At 74.2% G+C, this 16,655-nt stretch carries 16 protein-coding genes; 7 read left to right on the forward strand and 9 right to left on the reverse strand.

The window, feature by feature from the left end; translation table 11 throughout:
• Positions 1-77: 77 nt before the first annotated feature.
• The 3 genes from ACA511_RS00020 to ACA511_RS00030 are packed head-to-tail and all read right to left on the reverse strand — an operon-like array spanning position 78 to position 3,043.
• Positions 78-278, reverse strand: a complete 201-nt coding sequence (locus ACA511_RS00020) for a ferredoxin (protein ID WP_375021897.1) — start codon at positions 276-278, stop codon at positions 78-80.
• A gap of 5 nt (positions 279-283) precedes the next feature.
• Positions 284-1,540, reverse strand: coding sequence for a cytochrome P450 (locus ACA511_RS00025; RefSeq protein ID WP_375021898.1), 1,257 nt, complete (start codon positions 1,538-1,540; stop codon positions 284-286).
• Positions 1,541-1,561: 21 nt separating this feature from the next.
• Complete coding sequence (locus ACA511_RS00030; RefSeq protein ID WP_375021899.1) at positions 1,562-3,043, reverse strand: MFS transporter; 1,482 nt, start codon at positions 3,041-3,043, stop codon at positions 1,562-1,564.
• Positions 3,044-3,152: 109 nt separating this feature from the next.
• On the opposite strand from ACA511_RS00030, the gene ACA511_RS00035 reads away from it, so the two are divergent.
• Positions 3,153-3,740, forward strand: coding sequence for a TetR/AcrR family transcriptional regulator (locus ACA511_RS00035; protein WP_375021900.1), 588 nt, complete (start codon positions 3,153-3,155; stop codon positions 3,738-3,740).
• 50 nt (positions 3,741-3,790) lie between these two features.
• Here ACA511_RS00035 and ACA511_RS00040 read toward each other — a convergent pair whose 3' ends face one another.
• From ACA511_RS00040 to ACA511_RS00065, 6 genes are all read right to left on the reverse strand, one after another.
• On the reverse strand, positions 3,791-5,158 hold the full coding sequence (locus tag ACA511_RS00040; RefSeq protein WP_375021901.1) for an MFS transporter: 1,368 nt from the start codon (positions 5,156-5,158) through the stop codon (positions 3,791-3,793).
• Positions 5,155-6,609, reverse strand: coding sequence for an FAD-dependent monooxygenase (locus ACA511_RS00045; protein ID WP_375021902.1), 1,455 nt, complete (start codon positions 6,607-6,609; stop codon positions 5,155-5,157). Before ACA511_RS00045 ends, ACA511_RS00040 begins: the two co-directional genes overlap by 4 nt.
• Positions 6,606-7,697, reverse strand: coding sequence for an alpha/beta hydrolase (locus tag ACA511_RS00050; RefSeq protein WP_375021903.1), 1,092 nt, complete (start codon positions 7,695-7,697; stop codon positions 6,606-6,608). Before ACA511_RS00050 ends, ACA511_RS00045 begins: the two co-directional genes overlap by 4 nt.
• Complete coding sequence (locus tag ACA511_RS00055) at positions 7,690-8,508, reverse strand: 2-oxo acid dehydrogenase subunit E2 (RefSeq protein WP_375021904.1); 819 nt, start codon at positions 8,506-8,508, stop codon at positions 7,690-7,692. Before ACA511_RS00055 ends, ACA511_RS00050 begins: the two co-directional genes overlap by 8 nt.
• Entirely contained in the window at positions 8,505-9,482 is a 978-nt protein-coding gene (locus ACA511_RS00060; RefSeq protein WP_375021905.1) for a 3-oxoacyl-ACP synthase III family protein, read from the reverse strand. The genes ACA511_RS00055 and ACA511_RS00060 overlap by 4 nt, the downstream gene beginning before the upstream one ends.
• A gap of 157 nt (positions 9,483-9,639) precedes the next feature.
• Positions 9,640-10,731 (reverse strand): hypothetical protein, encoded by a 1,092-nt coding sequence (locus tag ACA511_RS00065; RefSeq protein ID WP_375021906.1) that lies wholly within the window; start codon positions 10,729-10,731, stop codon positions 9,640-9,642.
• 246 nt (positions 10,732-10,977) lie between these two features.
• Between ACA511_RS00065 and ACA511_RS00070 the strand changes: the two genes are divergently transcribed.
• From ACA511_RS00070 to ACA511_RS00095, 6 genes are all read left to right on the forward strand, one after another.
• On the forward strand, positions 10,978-12,132 hold the full coding sequence (locus ACA511_RS00070; RefSeq protein ID WP_375021907.1) for a histidine kinase: 1,155 nt from the start codon (positions 10,978-10,980) through the stop codon (positions 12,130-12,132).
• Positions 12,129-12,788, forward strand: a complete 660-nt coding sequence (locus ACA511_RS00075; RefSeq protein ID WP_375021908.1) for a response regulator — start codon at positions 12,129-12,131, stop codon at positions 12,786-12,788. Before ACA511_RS00070 ends, ACA511_RS00075 begins: the two co-directional genes overlap by 4 nt.
• A gap of 30 nt (positions 12,789-12,818) precedes the next feature.
• Complete coding sequence (locus ACA511_RS00080) at positions 12,819-13,835, forward strand: hypothetical protein (protein ID WP_375021909.1); 1,017 nt, start codon at positions 12,819-12,821, stop codon at positions 13,833-13,835.
• Entirely contained in the window at positions 13,832-14,401 is a 570-nt protein-coding gene (locus tag ACA511_RS00085) for a hypothetical protein (RefSeq protein WP_375021910.1), read from the forward strand. Before ACA511_RS00080 ends, ACA511_RS00085 begins: the two co-directional genes overlap by 4 nt.
• Before the next feature lie 152 nt (positions 14,402-14,553).
• A complete protein-coding gene (locus ACA511_RS00090; protein ID WP_375021911.1) occupies positions 14,554-15,261 on the forward strand; it encodes a trimeric intracellular cation channel family protein in 708 nt (235 codons plus the stop codon).
• Between the two features lie 181 nt (positions 15,262-15,442).
• Positions 15,443-16,588: an NDMA-dependent alcohol dehydrogenase gene (locus tag ACA511_RS00095; protein ID WP_375021912.1), complete on the forward strand. Its 1,146-nt coding sequence runs from the start codon at positions 15,443-15,445 to the stop codon at positions 16,586-16,588.
• The last annotated feature ends 67 nt before the right edge of the window (positions 16,589-16,655 follow it).

Here is a 16,655-nt window from a genome sequence, read left to right on the forward strand (position 1 = left end):
CGGCGGCCCGGCCCCCGCCCCGGCATCGGGAAGGGCGGGGAGCCGGGCCGTGCCGATCGCGGCGGACGGGCCGCCGCTCAGCCTTCGTCGATCGTGAGCGCGCCGGACGGGCAGTACCGGACGGCGGACGCGGCCGCGTCGCGGTCCGCGCGGGAGACCGGCAGCTCGTTCAGTACCTCCACCAGCCCCTCTTCCTCGTCCTGGGTGAACAGGGCGGGGGCGAACAGGGCGCACTGGCCGGCGCCCACGCACACGCGGCGGTCCGCCACGACCCGCACCGGCATCACCAGGTGACCGGCATCGCGTTCAGGCCGAACAGCGCGGCCCGGTGCTTGAACGGGAGGTCCTCCAGGGGGACGGCGAGGCTCAGGCCGGGGAAGCGGCGGAACAGCGCCTCGTAGGTGATCTCCAGCTCGGCGCGCGCGAGGTTCTGCCCGAGGCACTGGTGGACCCCCGACCCGAAGGCGAGATGGCCGCGGGCCGACCGGCGCACGTCCAGGACGTCGGGGTCGGTGAAGGCGGCCGGGTCGCGGTTGGCCGAGCCGGTCAGCACGAACATCCCCTCGCCCGCGGAGATCGCGGCGTCGCCGATCTTCAGGTCCTCCCTGGCGGCGCGGGGGGACACGAGGTCGCTGATGCTGAGGTAGCGCAGCAGTTCCTCGACCGCGCCGGGCCACAGGGCCGGGTCGGCGCGCAGGTCGTCCAGGGCGGCCGGGTTCTCCAGCAGGACGAGCGTCCCCAGCGCGATCATGTTGGCGGTCGTCTCGTGCCCGGCGCTGAGCACCGTCTGGGCCGTGATGGCAAGGTCGTCGTCGCTCAGCTCGTGCCCGGCGCCGTCTCCGGCGCCCGCCCGCGCGAGCTTGGTGAGGATGTCGTCGCCCGGATCGTCCCGCTTGGCCGCCAGGAGGCCGTGCATGTACGAGCGGAGCTGCCCCAGGGTGTCCTTGAGCTGCTCGGGCGTGCTCGAACGGTCCAGGAGGACGAGCGCCAGGGACTGGAAGAACTCGTGGTCGGCGTACGGGATGCCCAGCAGCTCGCAGACGACGAGGGACGGGATCGGCAGCGCGACCGCCTCGACCAGGTCGGCGGGGCGGCCGCGGCCGGCCAGGTCGTCCAGCACGGAGCCGACGATCCGCTCGATCCGGGGCCGCAGCTCGCGCACCTTGCGGACGGTGAAGTCCGGCAGCAGCAGCCGCCGGAACACCGCGTGGTCGGGCGGGTCCATCCGCGCGAAGGACGGCCGGACCCCCGGCGGCAGCGCGACCGCGCCGCCCGGCAGCGGGAAGCCGGGGCTGCGCAGGTCGCCGCTGATCCGGGCGTCGCTGAGGGCGGCGACCGCGTCGGCGTGCCGGGCGATCAGCCACACCCGGCGTCCGTCCGCGAGCGCCGCCCGGGAGACCGGGGCGTGCTCGCGGAGCTCCGCGTACTCCGGCGGCGGATCGTAGGGGCACCCGGAGCGGCGCATCGGGAAGGCGGGCGGGTCCTCCGCCGCGGCGGGGCCGCCGCCCGCGGCCGGCGGAGTGGGTTCCGGTTCCGTCATCGCTGCTCCTTCTGCTGTCGGTCAGTGGCGTGCGGCCCCCGGTCCGGCGCTCGCGCCGGGCTTGGGGAAGAGCGCCAGCGCGGTGATGCCCGCGAAGGCGAGCAGGCCGGCGCTGATGAGGAAGCCGAGCTGGAATCCCTCGGTGAGGGCGTCGGCCTTCACCGCCCCGGACTTCAGCAGGCCGGCGCTGTGGTTCGCGGCGAGCGTCGACACGACGGCCAGCCCGAGCGCGCCGCCGACCGTCCGGGACACGTTCACCAGCCCTGAAACGAGGCCGGCCTGGGTCTTCGGGACGCCGGACACGGCGGCGACCGTGGTGGGGATGAAGGTGAGCGCCACGCCCACGCCGAGGAACAGCGACGGCACCAGGACGTCGACGAGGAACGAGCCGTCCGGCGAGACGCGGCTGAACAGCAGCAGCCCGATCGCGCTGATCATCGCGCCGGCGAACACGATGTTGCGGACGCCGAACTTGGGCATGAGCATCGGCCCGACCCGGGCGAACGCGACCAGCAGCAGCGTCATCGGCACGTAGGCCAGGCCGGTCTTGATCGGCGAGTAGTGCAGGACGTTCTGCTGGTAGAGCGTCGCGAGGTAGAACATGACGAACATGCCGCTGTTGGTCAGCGCCTGCACGACGTTCGCGCTGCTCACCGAGCGGATCTTGAGCAGCGACAGGTCCATCAGCGGCTCCTTGGCGACGCGCGCCTCGTGCACCGTGAAGTAGCCGATCAGGACGAGCGCGGCGGCGAACAGGCCGATCGTGCGGCCCGAGCCCCAGCCGTGGTCGTGGGTCTGCACGATCGCGTAGGCGAGCAGGCCGATGCCCCCCGTGACGGTGACCGCGCCGGGCAGGTCGAACCGGTGGAAGCGGCGCGCCGGGCGGTCGGCGTCCAGGTAGCGCAGCGTCGCGAGGACGAGCACGACGCCGAGCGGGATGTTCAGCCAGAAGATCCACTCCCAGCCGGGACCGTCGACGAACACGCCGCCGACGAGCAGGCCGACGGCGGCGCTGACGCCGCTCAGCATCCCCCAGAGCCCGATCGCCTTGTTCCGCGGCGGCCCTTCGGGGAAGGTCGAGGTCAGCATGGCCAGCGTCATCGGCCCGATGAACGCGGCGGCCAGCCCCTGCAACGCGCGCGCGCCGACGAGCGTCCCGGCGTTCCCCGCGAGGCCCGCGAGCAGCGAGGCCACCGTGAAGAGCACCAGTCCGCCGATGAACACGCGGCGGCGGCCGAGCAGGTCGCCGGCCCGCCCGCACAGCAGCAGGAAGCCGCCGAACGTCACGGTGTAGGCGTTGACCACCCAGGACAGGTCGCCCTCGGAGAACGCCAGGTCGGACTTGATGCGGGGCAGCGCCACGTTGACGACGGTCATGTCGATCGTCTCGAGGATGTGGCCGAGGCACAGCACGGTCAGCACGATCACGTGGCGGGACGTCCAGACGAACGTGGCGTCCGGCGGGGACGGTTTCGTCCGCTGTTCCTTCGGGGCGCTGGTCATCGCTTCCCACTCCCTGATTACTGAACGATCGGTAGAATCATGCTTCCAACCTTACCGACCGATCGTCAAGTAGATTGGGAAGTCGCCAGGGCTGGGAGGGGACGACGCCATGACCGAGGCAGGGACCGAAGCGCGCGCCGGGACGCGCGGCGACGGGACGCGGGGCCGCATCTTCACCGTGGCGCGCCAGCTGTTCACCGAGCAGGGCTACGCCGGCACCTCGATCGCCGACATCGCCAAGGAGCTCGGCACCAGCAAGGCCGCGCTGTACTACCACTTCAAGTCCAAGGAGGAGATCCTCAGCGAGCTGCTCGCCGAGCCGATCGCCCGGTACGCCGCGCTCGCGGCCCGCGCCGAGTCCGGCGCGGCGGCCGCTGAGATCCTCGGCGCGCTGATCGACATGACGGCCGACGCGGAGATCGTGCTGAACGTCTTCGGCAACGACCCGTCCGTCGCGCGGGCCCTCCGGCAGGCGCACCACTTCCAGGAGCAGACCGAGACGATCATCGCGGCGCTGGCCGGGCCCGGCCCGTCCGCGGGCGCGCTCGCGCGGGCGCACGCGGCCTACACGGTCGCGAAGCAGGGCACGTTCGCGGTGCTCACCGCCAACGGCGGCACGCTGTCGACGGCCGAGCGCGGCGAACTCCTCGGGGCCGCGCTGCGCACCCTGTCCCCGGACCCGGCCGCCGCCCCCTGACGGCACGCTCCCTGACGGCACGCGTCCGGACGTCACGCGTCCCCGGGCGGTCACCGCGCGTCCTCCGCGACGCGGCGCGGCCGCTCGGGCAGCGCCGCGGCGAGCACGGCCACCGCCACGAGCAGCAGCGCCGCGCAGAGCATGGCGCGGCCGACCCCGTCCGAGAACGCCGTGTACGCCGCGTCCCGCAGGGCCGGGTCCCCGATCACCGCCGGGACGTTCACCACCGAGTCGCGGGCGGCGCCCGCCGAGTCCGGCGGCAGCGCCCCCAGCGACGGCAGGCGGGACGCGTACACCGACGACACGATCAGCCCCACCGCCAGCACGCCGGCGGCCCCGCCGAGATGCCGCAGCGCGTTGATGAGCCCGCCGCCGCCCGCCGCCGCCGGGGGCATCACCGACATGGCGGCGGCCAGCGCCGGAGCCTGCGGGACGCCCCCGCCGAGCCCGCCCAGCGCCATCGCGGCGGCGATCAGCGCGTACCCGGTGTCCGGGGTGACCCGGGACAGCAGCCCGATCCCGGCGGCGAGCAGCAGCAGCCCCAGCACGACGACCCGCCGCGGGCCGAGCCGGCCCGACAGGCGGTCGGAGACGAGCGACCCCACGGCGACCAGCCCGGCGAACGGGACCAGCAGCAGCCCGACCTCCAGGGGGGTGAGGCCGAGCACCACCTGCAGATAGATCGGCAGGACGAACATCGCGCCCGTCCAGGCCAGGTTCGCCGACGAGATCGTCAGCTGCGCCCACGCGAACGTCGGGCTGCGGACCCCGGCCGCCGCCGCGGCGGCCAGCCCGCCGCCGGCGGGCGCGGCGTGCGCGGAGCGGGACTCGGGCACCAGCCAGACGATGAGCGGCAGCACCACCGCGACGAGCCCGGCGTTGATCAGGAACAGCGATCCCCACCAGAAGCCCTCCAGCAGCGCGCCGCCCAGGATCGGGCCGAACGGCATCGCGACCGCGACCATCGCCGTGCCGAACCCGAACGCGCGCCGCCGCTCGGCGGGCGGGAACAGCCCGGAGGTGATCGCCACGCGCATCGGCAGCACGACCGCCGCGCCCACGCCCATCACCACGCGGGCGGCGATCAGCGCGCCCATGCCGGGCGCCCACGCCGCCGCGACGGACGCGCCGCCGAACAGGGCGAGCCCGGCCAGCAGGGTGCGGCGGTGCCCCCACCGGCCGCCGACCGCCGACATCGCGGGCATGAGGCACGCGCTGGTCGCCATGTAGGCGACGATGACCCACTGGAGCTCGCCGAGGCCGGCGTGCAGGTCCCGGGCGATCTCGGCCAGGCCGACGCTGATCATGGTGACGTCCATGAACGGGGTCAGCACGCAGACCGACAGGATCGTGACGATCGACCAGCGGCGCCGCTCGTCCGGAGCGGTGGCCGGGATCGCGGCCGCCTCCGACGTCATCGCGGGCCCGGCTCCCCGAACCACGACCGCAGCGCCGCCGGGAGGCGGCCCGCGTCGCCGGCCCAGACCGCATGGCCGTCCGGCCTGATGAGCAGGGCGGGCGGCAGGCCGGTGACCGGCTTGGCGGTGACGGCGTCCACGCGGCCGGACCAGCCGTCCGGCAGGGGCGGCGTACCTCCGTCCGACAGGGCGCCGTCGGACAGGTCGAGGAGCACGCCGCGCGCCCGGCGCAGCAGGTGGAAGAGGTTCACGTCCCCGCCGGGGGTCGCGAGGGAGACGTCCGGGACGCGCCGCCCCAGCTCCGGGTCGCCGTCGACGGGGTACCGGGTGGCGACCCCGGCGACCGTCTCGACCATGTGGCGGTGCACGTCGTCGAAGCGGAGCAGTTCCGCCAGCAGGTCGCGCGCGGGCGCGGACCGCTCGGCGGGGAAGGTCAGCGCGATCTGCGCGCGGGAGTCGGCGCACACGCGGGCCCCGACCGGGCGGCGCTCGCTCTCGTAGGTGTCCAGCAGGCCGGGCGGCGCCCACCCGCCGATCTCCGCCGCGAGCTTCCAGCCGAGGTTGGCGGCGTCCTGCATGCCCAGGTTCATCCCCTGCGCGCCGAGCGGGAAGTGGATGTGCGCGGCGTCCCCCGCGAGCAGGACGCGCCCGGAGCGGTAGCGGTCCGCCTGCCGGGTCGCGTCCCCGAACCGCGACAGCCAGCGCGGCTCGCCGAACGCCAGGTCGGCGCCGGTGATCCGGCGGATCGTGGCGCGCAGCTCGGCGGCGGTGACGGGGGCGTCCCCCGGCGGCGGGGCGCCGGACTCCACGCACATCACCCGGTACAGCCCGTCGCCCAGCGGCGACACCCCGACCATCCCGTGCGGGTACGCCAGCGGCCGGCGCAGGTCGACCGAGGCGTCGAACGAGCCGACGTCGCCGAGGATGCCCCACAGCTCCGAGGCCGTGCCGGGGAACCCGATCCCGGCGAGCTTGCGGACGAGGCTGCCGCCGCCGTCGCAGCCGACCAGGTAGTCGCAGCGCAGCCGGACGGTCCCGGACGAGGTGCGGACGGCCGCCTCGACGCCGTCGTCGTCCTGGAGGAGCCCCGCCAATTCGTGGCCCCGCCGGACGTCGGCCCCGAGCCGCACCGCCGCGTCCTCCAGCAGCCGTTCGACCCGCGATTGGTGGATGTGCAGGGAGTAGCGGTGCCGCCCGTCGATCCGCGCCATCTCCAGCGGGACCCCGGCGTAGTGGACGTGCTCCCCCTTGGTCCCCTCCTCCAGGAAGGGGCCGAGGATGCCCCGCTGCGCGAGCAGTTCCACCGAGCGCGCGTGGAGCGCCAGCGCCCGCGACTGGCCGCTCGGCTGCTCCAGCCGTTCGACGACCACCGTCTCGACGCCCGCCAGGCGCAGCTCGACGGCGAGCATGAGCCCGGTCGGGCCGGCGCCCACCACGACGACCCGGCTCATCGGCCGCTCCGTCCGCCCGCGAGGGCCTGCCGGGCCCGCAGCAGCCGCAGCAGGGTGCCGAGGACCAGGCGCTGCGGGTTGCGGGCGCCGTGCATCCGCAGCACCGACAGCGCGCCCCAGACCCGGGTGGCCGCGATGTAGCGCGGGGACCCGTGCACGTCGTCGTTCTCGACCAGGTCCAGCCGCCGCAGGTGGGTCCGCATCAGCCGGACGTCCTCCGCCGGGATGATCTCGTCGCGGAGGCTCGCCGTGCAGGCCACCGGGACGTCGAGCGCGGCGAGCGCTGCGGGGTCCAGCGCCCAGGGCCGCAGCGTCTCGGCCAGCCGCTCGGGCGGCACCCCCGCCAGGTGGGCGATCGTGTCCATGGTGATCCGCGGGACTTGCGCCTGCCAGGCGGCGTCGGTGAAGAACGCGCTGATCGGGGCGCCGCCGGTGATGATCCCCCGGATCCGCCGGTCCTCGGTCGCGGCCCGCAGCGCCAGGTGGCCGCTGAAGCTGAGGGCGAGCGCGTAGGTCCGGTCGACGTCGGCGCGCCCGGCCACGGCGTCCAGGATCGCGGGGAACATCGCGTGGGAGCCGGCGTCGTAGCGGAGCGTGTTCTCCCCTACGCCCGGCATCTCGGTGACGACGCCCGCCATGCCGAGGCGCCCGATGAGCGAGAGGGCGGGCGCCCACTGCTCCTTGATGCTGACGATGCCGCCGCAGATGAGGACGAGCGGGCGGGGCGCGGCGTCCGACAGCCCGGCGCTCCAGCAGCGGACCCGTCCGCCCGGCAGGTCGAGGTCGACCCGGTGCAGGTCGCGTCCCGCGGCCCACTCCTCGAAGGCGCCGACGCAGGAGTCCATCGCCTTCTGCCGGGCCGGGCCGTCCACGTAGGGGAACCGGGCCATGTTGTAGTGCCCGGCGGCCTCCAGCGGACGCCCGGCCGCCGCGAGGCGTTCGGCGGCGGCCGACCACTCCCCGGCCCACGTCCCGGCGCCGTCGCCCTCGTCCGTCCGGACGCGGTCGAGGATCTCCTGGTAGCGGCCGATCCGCTGCGCCTTCGCGTGGGCGCCCACGAACTCCTTCAGCTCGGCGAGGTCATTCATCGGACGCCGCCTCCCCCGCGGGCTCGCCCGGCACCGGGCTCGCCCAGCCGCCGAACTCCAGCCCGTTCTTCAGGTCGGTGAGGACGTCGGCGGCCTCCGCGCCGTCGATGACCCGGTGGTCGAAGGCGAGGCTGAGCCGCATCACCGGCGCGATCCGCAGCTCGCCGGCCCGCGCGACCGGGCGTTCGGCGACCCGGCCGACGCCGAGGGTGATCGTGGTGCCGCCGACCGAGTGGAAGGAGTCGACCGCGCTGTGGCCGAGGGACGTGACCGCCAGGGTCCCCATCATGTCGATCCGTTTGCGCAGCGACCGCATCGTCAGGCCGACCGCCGTCCGCCGGACGGGCCAGGGCATCCGGTGCGACATCCGGATCCGCGCGTACTCGGGCATGACCGCCGGGTCGCCGTCGCGGTAGTGGTCGAGCTGCGCCTGGATCTCCTCCAGCGTCGCCGCCTCCACGTCGCGGATCAGGGCGGGTAGGACGATCCGCTGCCCGGCCAGGGTCCGGTCGAGGGTGACCTTGGCGTCCACGAAGCCCGGCCGCGCGACCCGCGGCCGGACGCGCCCGGTGATCGCGGCGTTCGCCTCCGGGTGCGCGGCGAGCACCCGCCCCGCGGCGTGCAGCAGGTAGGTCACCCAGGACAGCCGGCCGCCGCCGGCCCGGACCTGGTCCCGGTGCTCGCGGACGGCCGTCATGTCGACCTCGGTGTCCAGGAACACCGGCGCCATCGTGCGGGCGTGGTCGAGGAAGTGCAGCGTGTGCCGGCGCTCGCGGGCGACCGGCGCGATCGGCGTCTCGCGGCCCGTCATGCCGTCTTCTCCAGGCTGAACCCGGCCTTGATCCACTTGCTGGACTCGATCGACACCGCCACCGCCCGGTCGCCGCCGCGCATCCGCGGCAGCAGCAGTTCGAGCTGGAAGAACGGCAGCGCGTTGCCGGTGTTGCCGATGTCGCCGACGCAGCTGATCTCCTCCGCGCCGACCGCGCCCAGGCCCTCCATGATCTTCTGGGTCATCTTGACGGAGAGCTGCGGCGGCAGGACGAAGCCGAGATCGGGCGGCGCCCAGCCCCGGGCGTCGAGGATCTCGCGGAAGGTCTCGGCGGCCATGACCGGCACCCGGGACGCGATCGCCGCGTAGTCCTCCCGCACGGCCGCCACCTCCGCGCGCCGGTCGCCGAGGCCGAACCACTCCACGGTCTGGCCGGGCGGGACGCCCAGCCCGGTCAGCCGCACGAGGACGGGGTGCAGCCGGACCGCGCCGGCCCCCGGCACGGTCGTCAGCACCGCCGCGCCCGCGCCGTCCCCGAAGAGCACCGTGTTGACCATCTCCGAGGGCGGCAGCGACGCGTAGTCGATGGTCAGGTCGACGTGCTTGGCGCAGACGTCGCCGCCGATCACCAGCGCCGTCCGGGCCCGTCCGCCCAGCAGCATCTGCCGGGCCACGTCGAGCGCCTGCATCGCGCCCGTGCAGCCCGACTGGAGCTGGTAGGTCGGGACGCCGTCGATCCGGAGCCGGTCGGCGATCATGTTGACGGTCGCGGGCATCAGCGCGTCCGGCATCGACACGCCCATGACCACGAGGTCGATGTCGCCGGGCCCGATCCCCGCGGCGGCCAGCGCCCGCTCGCCGGCCTCCGCGCCGAGACCGGTCAGCGTCTCGTTCACCTGCCCCGTCGCCAGGTCCACGGCCAGATGCCGGGTCCGGGTCCCGATGAAGGCGTCAATCCACTGCTCGACCACCGGGCTCATTCCCAGGGCCTTGGTCAGCATCGCGTTGCTCACGGGTGGCCCGGGCAGAGCCGTCCCTACGGACATGATGCGGACAGCCGTATCGGCCATGCTCGTCCCTTCGTGCGCTCCCGCCGGGCGATGGCCGCCATCCTCGGCTCCCCGGCTGAAGCCCCGCTAAAGCCGAAGGGACGGGGAGCCGGTCACCGCGTCAGGCGAACCGCAGGGTGTAGGGGAGGCGGCCGCCGGCCCAGACCGTCCGGCCGTGCGGGACGCGCGCGAGCGCCTGGATCTGGTTGGACCCCTGCATCGGGACGTCGGCGACGGTCCAGGTCGTCCCGTCGAAGTGGCGCAGCGTCCGGTACATGCCGTCCCCGACCCACAGGCCGCCGTGCCCGTCCGCGGCGAGCGAGCCGAGGAAGCCGATCGCCGACCGGGTTCCGACCTCGCTGGACGGGCCGGGCAGGCGGTGCTCGGTGAAGCCGGTCCCGTCCCAGCGCATCAGGCGCGCGGCCATGTCCAGCGGGTGGGTCGACACGGTGAGGAACCAGACCTCCTGGGCGGAGACCTGCTCGATCTGGAGGACCCAGTGCGGGTACCCCGTCGAGTCCTTGATGGTGTGGTCGGTCCAGGTCGTCCCGTCGAAGTGGCGGAGGTTTCCGTAGCCGCCGAGCCACACGTCGGACGCCGTCCGCACCGAGATGGCGGTGAACGTGGACTGGAGCGGTTCGTGGAGCAGCCGGGTCCACCCCGTCTGGTCCCGCCGGTAGACCGAGGTGAGCGGGCCGAGGTGGTCGTCGACCTCGCCGCCGACCATCCAGGGGCGGCCGGACCCGTCGAGGTCCAGCGCGACCCACTCGCCGACGGGAGCGTCGACGGCCTGCCAGGCGAGGCCGTCCCAGCGCATCACCAGCGGGGCGCCCGCCGAGGACGTGGACTGGGCGATCGCCCAGGCGCGCGCGGGCGTGCGCGCGGCGACGTCCACCAGGTTCGGCGCCATCCCGGCGGGGACGGGCACGCGCTGCCACGCCCCGCCGTCCCACCGCAGGGCGACGGGCGCCTGCCCGGCGGGCCCGCTCTCGACGCCGACCGCGAACGCGCTCCGCCGCGCCGGTGCGGCGATCGCGTTGATCGCGAGGTCGGGCTGCTGCGCGCCGGGGATCGGCTGCGTCGTCCAGCCGCCGGGTCCGGCGGCGCGCGCGGCGCCCGGCAGCGCCGGGACGGCGGCGGCGCCGAGCAGTGCGGCGGCGCCGAGGGTGAAGGCGCGGCGGGACGGGAGGGGGTTCGGCGCGGATCGGGTCACGGTGGCTCCTCGGTCGGCGGGAATTCATTGCCAGTATTTAGTGGCAATGTCAACTTATCCACATCCTGCCCCGATTCGGTCAGCGTCCCCCGTACGAGCTACAGGCGAATGTCCACCGCGCGGTGGTCCTCACCCTCGCGGGCGGCCTCGTCAGCGCCGTGCTGGCGCTCCTGACGTACTTCTGGGTGGTGCGGCGGACCGAGCGCCGCGCGCCGACCGGCCCGCGGCGACCGCTACGCTCTTTCGGTGATCAGCTTTGGGCGGGTCCCGGACCTGTGGCGGCGGTGCGACGTCACGGTCCGGGACCTCCCGCTCGCGCTGCTGCTGGCCGCCGTGTCGTTCCTGCCGGCGTTCCAGGGCCACGGGACGCAGTTCGACGGCATGCCGACCCGCCCCTTCGACGCACTGGCCGTCGCGGTCGTCGTCCTCGAATGCCTGCCGCTCGCCGCGCGCCGGAGGTGGCCGGCCGCTTCCGTCGCCCTGGTGTCGCTCGGCTTCGCCCTCGACCAGCTCTACGGCTACCACGCGATGGCGGGCCCCGCGCTGCCCATCGCGCTGATGAGCGCGGCCGCGCACCTGGAACGCCACCGGCGGGTCGCCGCCGTCCTGCTCTCCGCGGCGTTCCCGCCGTTCGCCGTCGCGCTGGACCGGCTCGGCGCGACGGAGGGGCCCGGGGGCTACCTGCTGTTCTACCTGGCGCTGGTCCTCGCCTGGGGCATCGGGAGCTGGCTGCGCTCCACCCGGATCGCCGAGGCCGAGCGCCGCCGCCGCGTCGCCGAGGACACCCGGACCACCGAGCGCACCCGCATCGCCCGCGAGCTCCACGACGTCGTGACCCACCACGTGACGGCGATGGTCGTCCAGGCGGAGGCGGCCCGCTACCTGACCGCCGCACCCGATCGCCTGGACGGGACCTTGACCACCATCACCGACACGGGCCGCCGGGCCATCGGCGACCTGCGGCACCTGCTCGACCTCCTCAACCCCGACCACGACGCCGACGCCAGGACGCCGTCCGCGGGCGACCTCCGCACGCTCGTGGAGCAGACGCGCCAGGCCGGGCAGCCGGTCCGGTTCACCGCGGAGGGCCGGACGGCGGAGTCGTCGGGCAGCGCCGAGCTGGTGACCTACCGGGTCGTCCAGGAGGCGCTGACGAACGCCCTCAAGTACGCGCACGGCAGCCGCACCGCCGTCGACGTCCGCTATGGCGAAAGAGAGATCACCGTGGAGGTGTGCACCGACGGCTCCGGCTCGCGGGCCGGGTCCCCCGGCGGCAGCGGACGCGGCCTCGCCGGGCTCCGCGAACGGGTGGACGCCCTCGGCGGCGAGTTCAGCGCCGACCCGCGGACGGGCGGCGGCTTCGTCGTGCGGGCGCGCATCCCCGCGGGGACGCCGTCGTGACCGCGCCGGTCCGGGTGCTGGTCTGCGACGACCAGGCGCTGATCCGCACCGGGTTCGCGACGATCATCGACGCGCAGCCCGACCTGGCGGTGGTGGGCGAGTGCGGCGACGGGCGCGCCGCGGTCGGCCTCGCCCGCGAGCTGAAGCCGGACATGGTGGTGATGGACGTCCGGATGCCCGTCCTCGACGGCATCGAGGCGACCCGGCTGCTGGCCGGCGCCGGGGTGCCCGACCCCGTCAAGGTGCTCGTCGTGACGACGTTCAACCTGGACGAGTACGTGTACGAGGCGCTGCGCGCGGGCGCGAGCGGCTTCCTGCTCAAGGACGCGCCGCCGGCGCAGCTGCTGCAGGGCATCCGCACCGTGGCGTCCGGCGCCGCGCTGCTGGCGCCCGAGGTGACGCGGCGGCTCGTCGGCCGGTTCGCGGCGCGGATCCGGCCCGCCGAGGGGACGAAGACCGACACCGCGCTGACGCCGCGCGAGCTGGAGGTGCTGCGCCTCATCGCCAACGGCCTGTCCAACAGCGAGATCGCCGCGACCCTGGTGATCAGCCAGGAGACCGTCAAGACCTACGTGTCGCGCATCCTCACCAAGCTCGACCTCCGCGACCGCGTGCAGGCCGTCGTCTACGCCTACCGCCGGGGTCTCGTGACCTGACGCCCCGGCGGTAGGCCGATAATGCCGGTCATGCATGCGAGCGGAGTGGTGGCCGGGCCGGAGCGTGCCGAGTTCGGTCCGGGGACGGCGCAGCGCTGGTCGTGGGCGGTCGCCGCCGTGCTGCTGGCCGGAGGCGTGGTGGCCTACGCCCTGCTCGTGCCGGACTTCCTCCTGATCGTGCTGGTGTCGGCGTCCCCGGTCGTCCCGTACGTGGTCGGCGGGATCGCCGTGCGGACGCGTCCGCCGACCGTGGTGGGCCCGGACGGCGTCCACTGCCACACGGCGTTCTCGGTCCAGTTGCGCCGGATGTTCGTGCCGTGGACGGCGATCGCGCGCGTCGGCGTCCGCAAGCGGGGACGCCGGACGTTCGCCGTGCTCCACCTGACGGACGGCGGCCGGATGGTCCTCCAGCACCCCGCCGGCCGGCAGGCGCCCGAGGCGGTCGCGCTCATGCAGCGCCTGCACCTGGCCGCCTGCGGCGGGACGCTCCCGGCGGTCGACCGGGTCCCGCTCCCCTGGCGCCGGTTGCGGCGCTGGGTGCCGGTGACGGCGGTCGCGCTCCCCGCCGTCAGCGTGGTCGGGCTGGTGACGTGGATGACCTCGGCGGCCGGAGGGATGCGGTCCCCGGCCGATGCCGTCGCCTGCGACCGGATCCCCCGGGACGTCGCCGCACGGGTGCTGCCGGAGGGGAGCGTCCACGGCTACGACAACCGGGCGGCGTGCCGGTGGAGCGACGATCCGACGTGGAAGAGCGGCACTTGGATCGACTTCCACATCGCCTCCCGGACGCCCTCCGAGTCCGAGAGGTCCTACCGGGAGACCTTGAAGGCGATGCGGGCCGCCGGGCGTGCGCCGAACCTGCTGCGGGACGGCGACGCCTACACCGTGGCCTGGCAGGACGGCTGGGGCTTCACCGCTCAAGGAAGAGCGCACGTGAAGGGGTACCTGGTGATGGTCGCGCTCCACAGCCGGCGGGCGGGCTCCGCGGGCGAGGCCGAGCGGCAGGCCGGCGACGTCCTGCGCGCCGTGACGGAGGGGCTGGCATGAGGCTGAACAGACGCGAGAGCGGCCTGCTCCTGGGCATGCTGCTGCTGTCGGCGTTCCTGTGGGCGCCGTTCCTGACGATCAAGACGGCCCTCGGATCGGACGACGACGAACTCGTCCCGCAGCGGACGCCGCTGGTCGACCTGTGCATCTGGTTCCCGCGTCCCGAGGTCGTACGGCTGGTGCCCGAGCCGCGCGCCCCCCAGTCGCAGGCCATCTTCTACGGAGAGATGCAGTGCGACTGGGTCAGCGCCGACGAGCGCACCCGGTTGAGCTTGAGCGCCTACCGTCCTTCCGGGGCGCTGACCACCGAGAAGGAGTCCGCCGAGGTGCGGGACTTCTACAGCCGGGCCCCCTCCGCCGAGGGCGAGCACGCCGGGATCGGCGACGTGAGCACCGTCAGCGTCCGGCACGGGACCGGGTACGAGGAGGCCCACGTCGTCGTGCGCGACGGCCTGCTCGTCACGCAGGTCACCTACCGCGTGCCCGGCAAGGGGACGGACGCCGCCGCCAAGGCGAAGAACGCCGCCGTTGAGTTGCTCCGCGTGCTGCCGCCCAAGGGACGCTGACCCCGCGCCACACGAGGCGGTGGGCCAGGACGCGTGCGGGCGGCGGCCTTGACCGGCGCGTTTCCGGGCACGCCATGATGGACTGGCGGAAGATCGGGGACGCACACCAGGGCCGGGCGGCGCGCACCTCGCCCGGGGGCGGGAGGGCAGGGGTGGCCGAATGGCTGTCTCCGGACACGATCACCACGGTCACCCGCTACCTCGACCTGGCGGGCGTGTTCACGTGCGGGCTGCTGGGCGGCGTCGTCGCGCGGGCGGAGGGCCTGGACCTCTTCGGCTACCTCGTGGTCGGCACCATCTCCGGGCTCGGCGGCGGCATCATCCGCGACACGCTGCTCCAGCACGGCACCCCGGTGGCCCTGACGGACGCCGCCTACCTGCCGACCGCGTTCGCCGGCGCCCTCCTCGCCTTCCTGATCAGCCTGAGCGAGGAGCAGTGGGACCGGCTGTTCACGCCGCTGGACGCGGCCGTCATCAGCTTCTGGGCGGTGACCGGCGCGCAGAAGACCCTCGCCGCCGGGCTCGGCTGGCTGCCCGCGCTGCTGCTGGGCACCATCACCGCGGTCGGCGGCAGCGCGGTCCGCGACCTGCTGCGCGGCCGCGTCCCCGCCGTCCTCGGCGGCAACGCGCTGTACGCGACCGTGGCCGTGGCCGTGGCGGGCGTGTTCGTCCTCTGCTCGTCCCTGGACGCGCCGACGCTCGGCATCGTCCTCGGGATCCCGCTGGGACTGGTCCTGCGCATGATCGCCCACCGCCGGGGCTGGCAGCTCCCGGTCGGCCTGCCGCTGGAGCCGTCCACCGCGCTGCGGACCGTCCGGAGCAGGACCCGGCGCCGCCCACGGAAGGAGAAGGACCCATGACCGCCACCGACACCGGCGCTCACCGCCGCGGCGCTGGAGCGGCTCCGCCCCGGCCAGGGCCGGGACCGGGTTCCGCGGGACGCGAAAACTTGATCAACATGCGCTGGCATCTGGTGTCCCGAACCGAGTTCTAGTATTCAAGAGGCACCAACGGCTGCCATGTCCCAACGAGGAGGCACCAGTGCAGACACGAGCGGCGATTCTCTGGGAACCGCACACCGACTGGAGCGTCGAGGACATCGAGCTCGACGATCCGAAGGCCGGTGAGATCAAGGTCAAACTGGCGGCTTCGGGGCTGTGCCATTCCGACGAGCACCTCGTCACCGGGGACATGGTCCTCGACCCGGAGATCGCCACCCTGATGGGCTGGGAGCAGTTCCCGACCATCGGCGGGCACGAGGGCGCGGGCGAAGTGGTCGCGGTCGGTCCGGGCGTGACCACGCTGCAGGAGGGCGACCACGTCGTCCTGTCGTTCATCCCCGCGTGCGGCCGCTGCCCGTCCTGCGCGATGGGCCGCCAGCACATCTGCGACCTGGGCGCGGTGCTGCTCGCCGGGAAGCAGATCGGCGACATGACGGCCCGGCACCACTCCAAGAGCGGCAAGGACCTGGGCATCATGTGCTGCACCGGGACCTTCTCCCCCTACACCGTCGTCAACGAGGCGTCCGCCATCAAGATCGACGACTGGATCCCGCTGGACAAGGCCGCGCTCGTCGGCTGCGGCGTCACCACCGGGTGGGGCGCGGCCGTCAACGTCGCCGACGTCCAGCCCGGCGAGACCGTCGTGGTGATCGGCGTCGGCGGCCTCGGCATGAACGCGGTGCAGGGCGCCGCGATGTCGGGCGCGCGGCACATCTTCGCCGTCGACCCGGTCGAGTGGAAGCGGGAGAAGGCGGCCGTCTTCGGCGCGACCCACACCGCCGCGTCCATGGAGGAGGCGGCGGCCCAGCTCGCCGAGCTCACCTGGGGCGCCAACGCGGACAAGGTCATCCTCACCACCGGCGTCGCGACCGGCGACCTCATCGCCCCGATGATGGGCATGGTCGGCAAGGGCGGCCGCGGCGTCGTCACCGCCGTCGCGCCCGTCGCCCAGGAGGACGTCAAGCTCAACCTGTTCGACCTGGCGATGCAGCGCAAGGAGCTGGTCGGCTGCATCTTCGGCAACGCCAACCCGCGCCGGGACATCCCGCGCCTGCTGCGCCTCTACGACGAGGGCAAGCTCAAGCTGGACGAGCTGGTCACCAACACCTACACCCTCGACGAGGTCAACAAGGGCTACCAGGACATGCGGGACGGCAACAACATCCGCGGCATGATCAAGTACTGACCCGGCGGGCCGCTCCGGCCGGTGCGGCGCGGGCCGCGGCACCGGCCGTCGTCCGGGTCACGGACGG

The sequence above is a fragment of the Actinomadura sp. GTD37 genome (genome assembly GCF_041951365.1).
GTDB lineage: Bacteria > Actinomycetota > Actinomycetes > Streptosporangiales > Streptosporangiaceae > Spirillospora.

What these genes read in the sequence shown, in the direction of transcription:
- ACA511_RS00025 (WP_375021898.1), bottom strand. Translation starts at nt 1,540, where the DNA reads ATGACGGAACCGGAACCCACTCCGCCGGCCGCGGGCGGCGGCCCCGCC.
- ACA511_RS00030 (WP_375021899.1), bottom strand. Translation starts at nt 3,043, where the DNA reads ATGACCAGCGCCCCGAAGGAACAGCGGACGAAACCGTCCCCGCCGGAC.
- ACA511_RS00035 (WP_375021900.1), top strand. Translation starts at nt 3,153, where the DNA reads ATGACCGAGGCAGGGACCGAAGCGCGCGCCGGGACGCGCGGCGACGGG.
- ACA511_RS00040 (WP_375021901.1), bottom strand. Translation starts at nt 5,158, where the DNA reads ATGACGTCGGAGGCGGCCGCGATCCCGGCCACCGCTCCGGACGAGCGG.
- ACA511_RS00045 (WP_375021902.1), bottom strand. Translation starts at nt 6,609, where the DNA reads ATGAGCCGGGTCGTCGTGGTGGGCGCCGGCCCGACCGGGCTCATGCTC.
- ACA511_RS00050 (WP_375021903.1), bottom strand. Translation starts at nt 7,697, where the DNA reads ATGAATGACCTCGCCGAGCTGAAGGAGTTCGTGGGCGCCCACGCGAAG.
- ACA511_RS00055 (WP_375021904.1), bottom strand. Translation starts at nt 8,508, where the DNA reads ATGACGGGCCGCGAGACGCCGATCGCGCCGGTCGCCCGCGAGCGCCGG.
- ACA511_RS00080 (WP_375021909.1), top strand. Translation starts at nt 12,819, where the DNA reads ATGCATGCGAGCGGAGTGGTGGCCGGGCCGGAGCGTGCCGAGTTCGGT.
- ACA511_RS00085 (WP_375021910.1), top strand. Translation starts at nt 13,832, where the DNA reads ATGAGGCTGAACAGACGCGAGAGCGGCCTGCTCCTGGGCATGCTGCTG.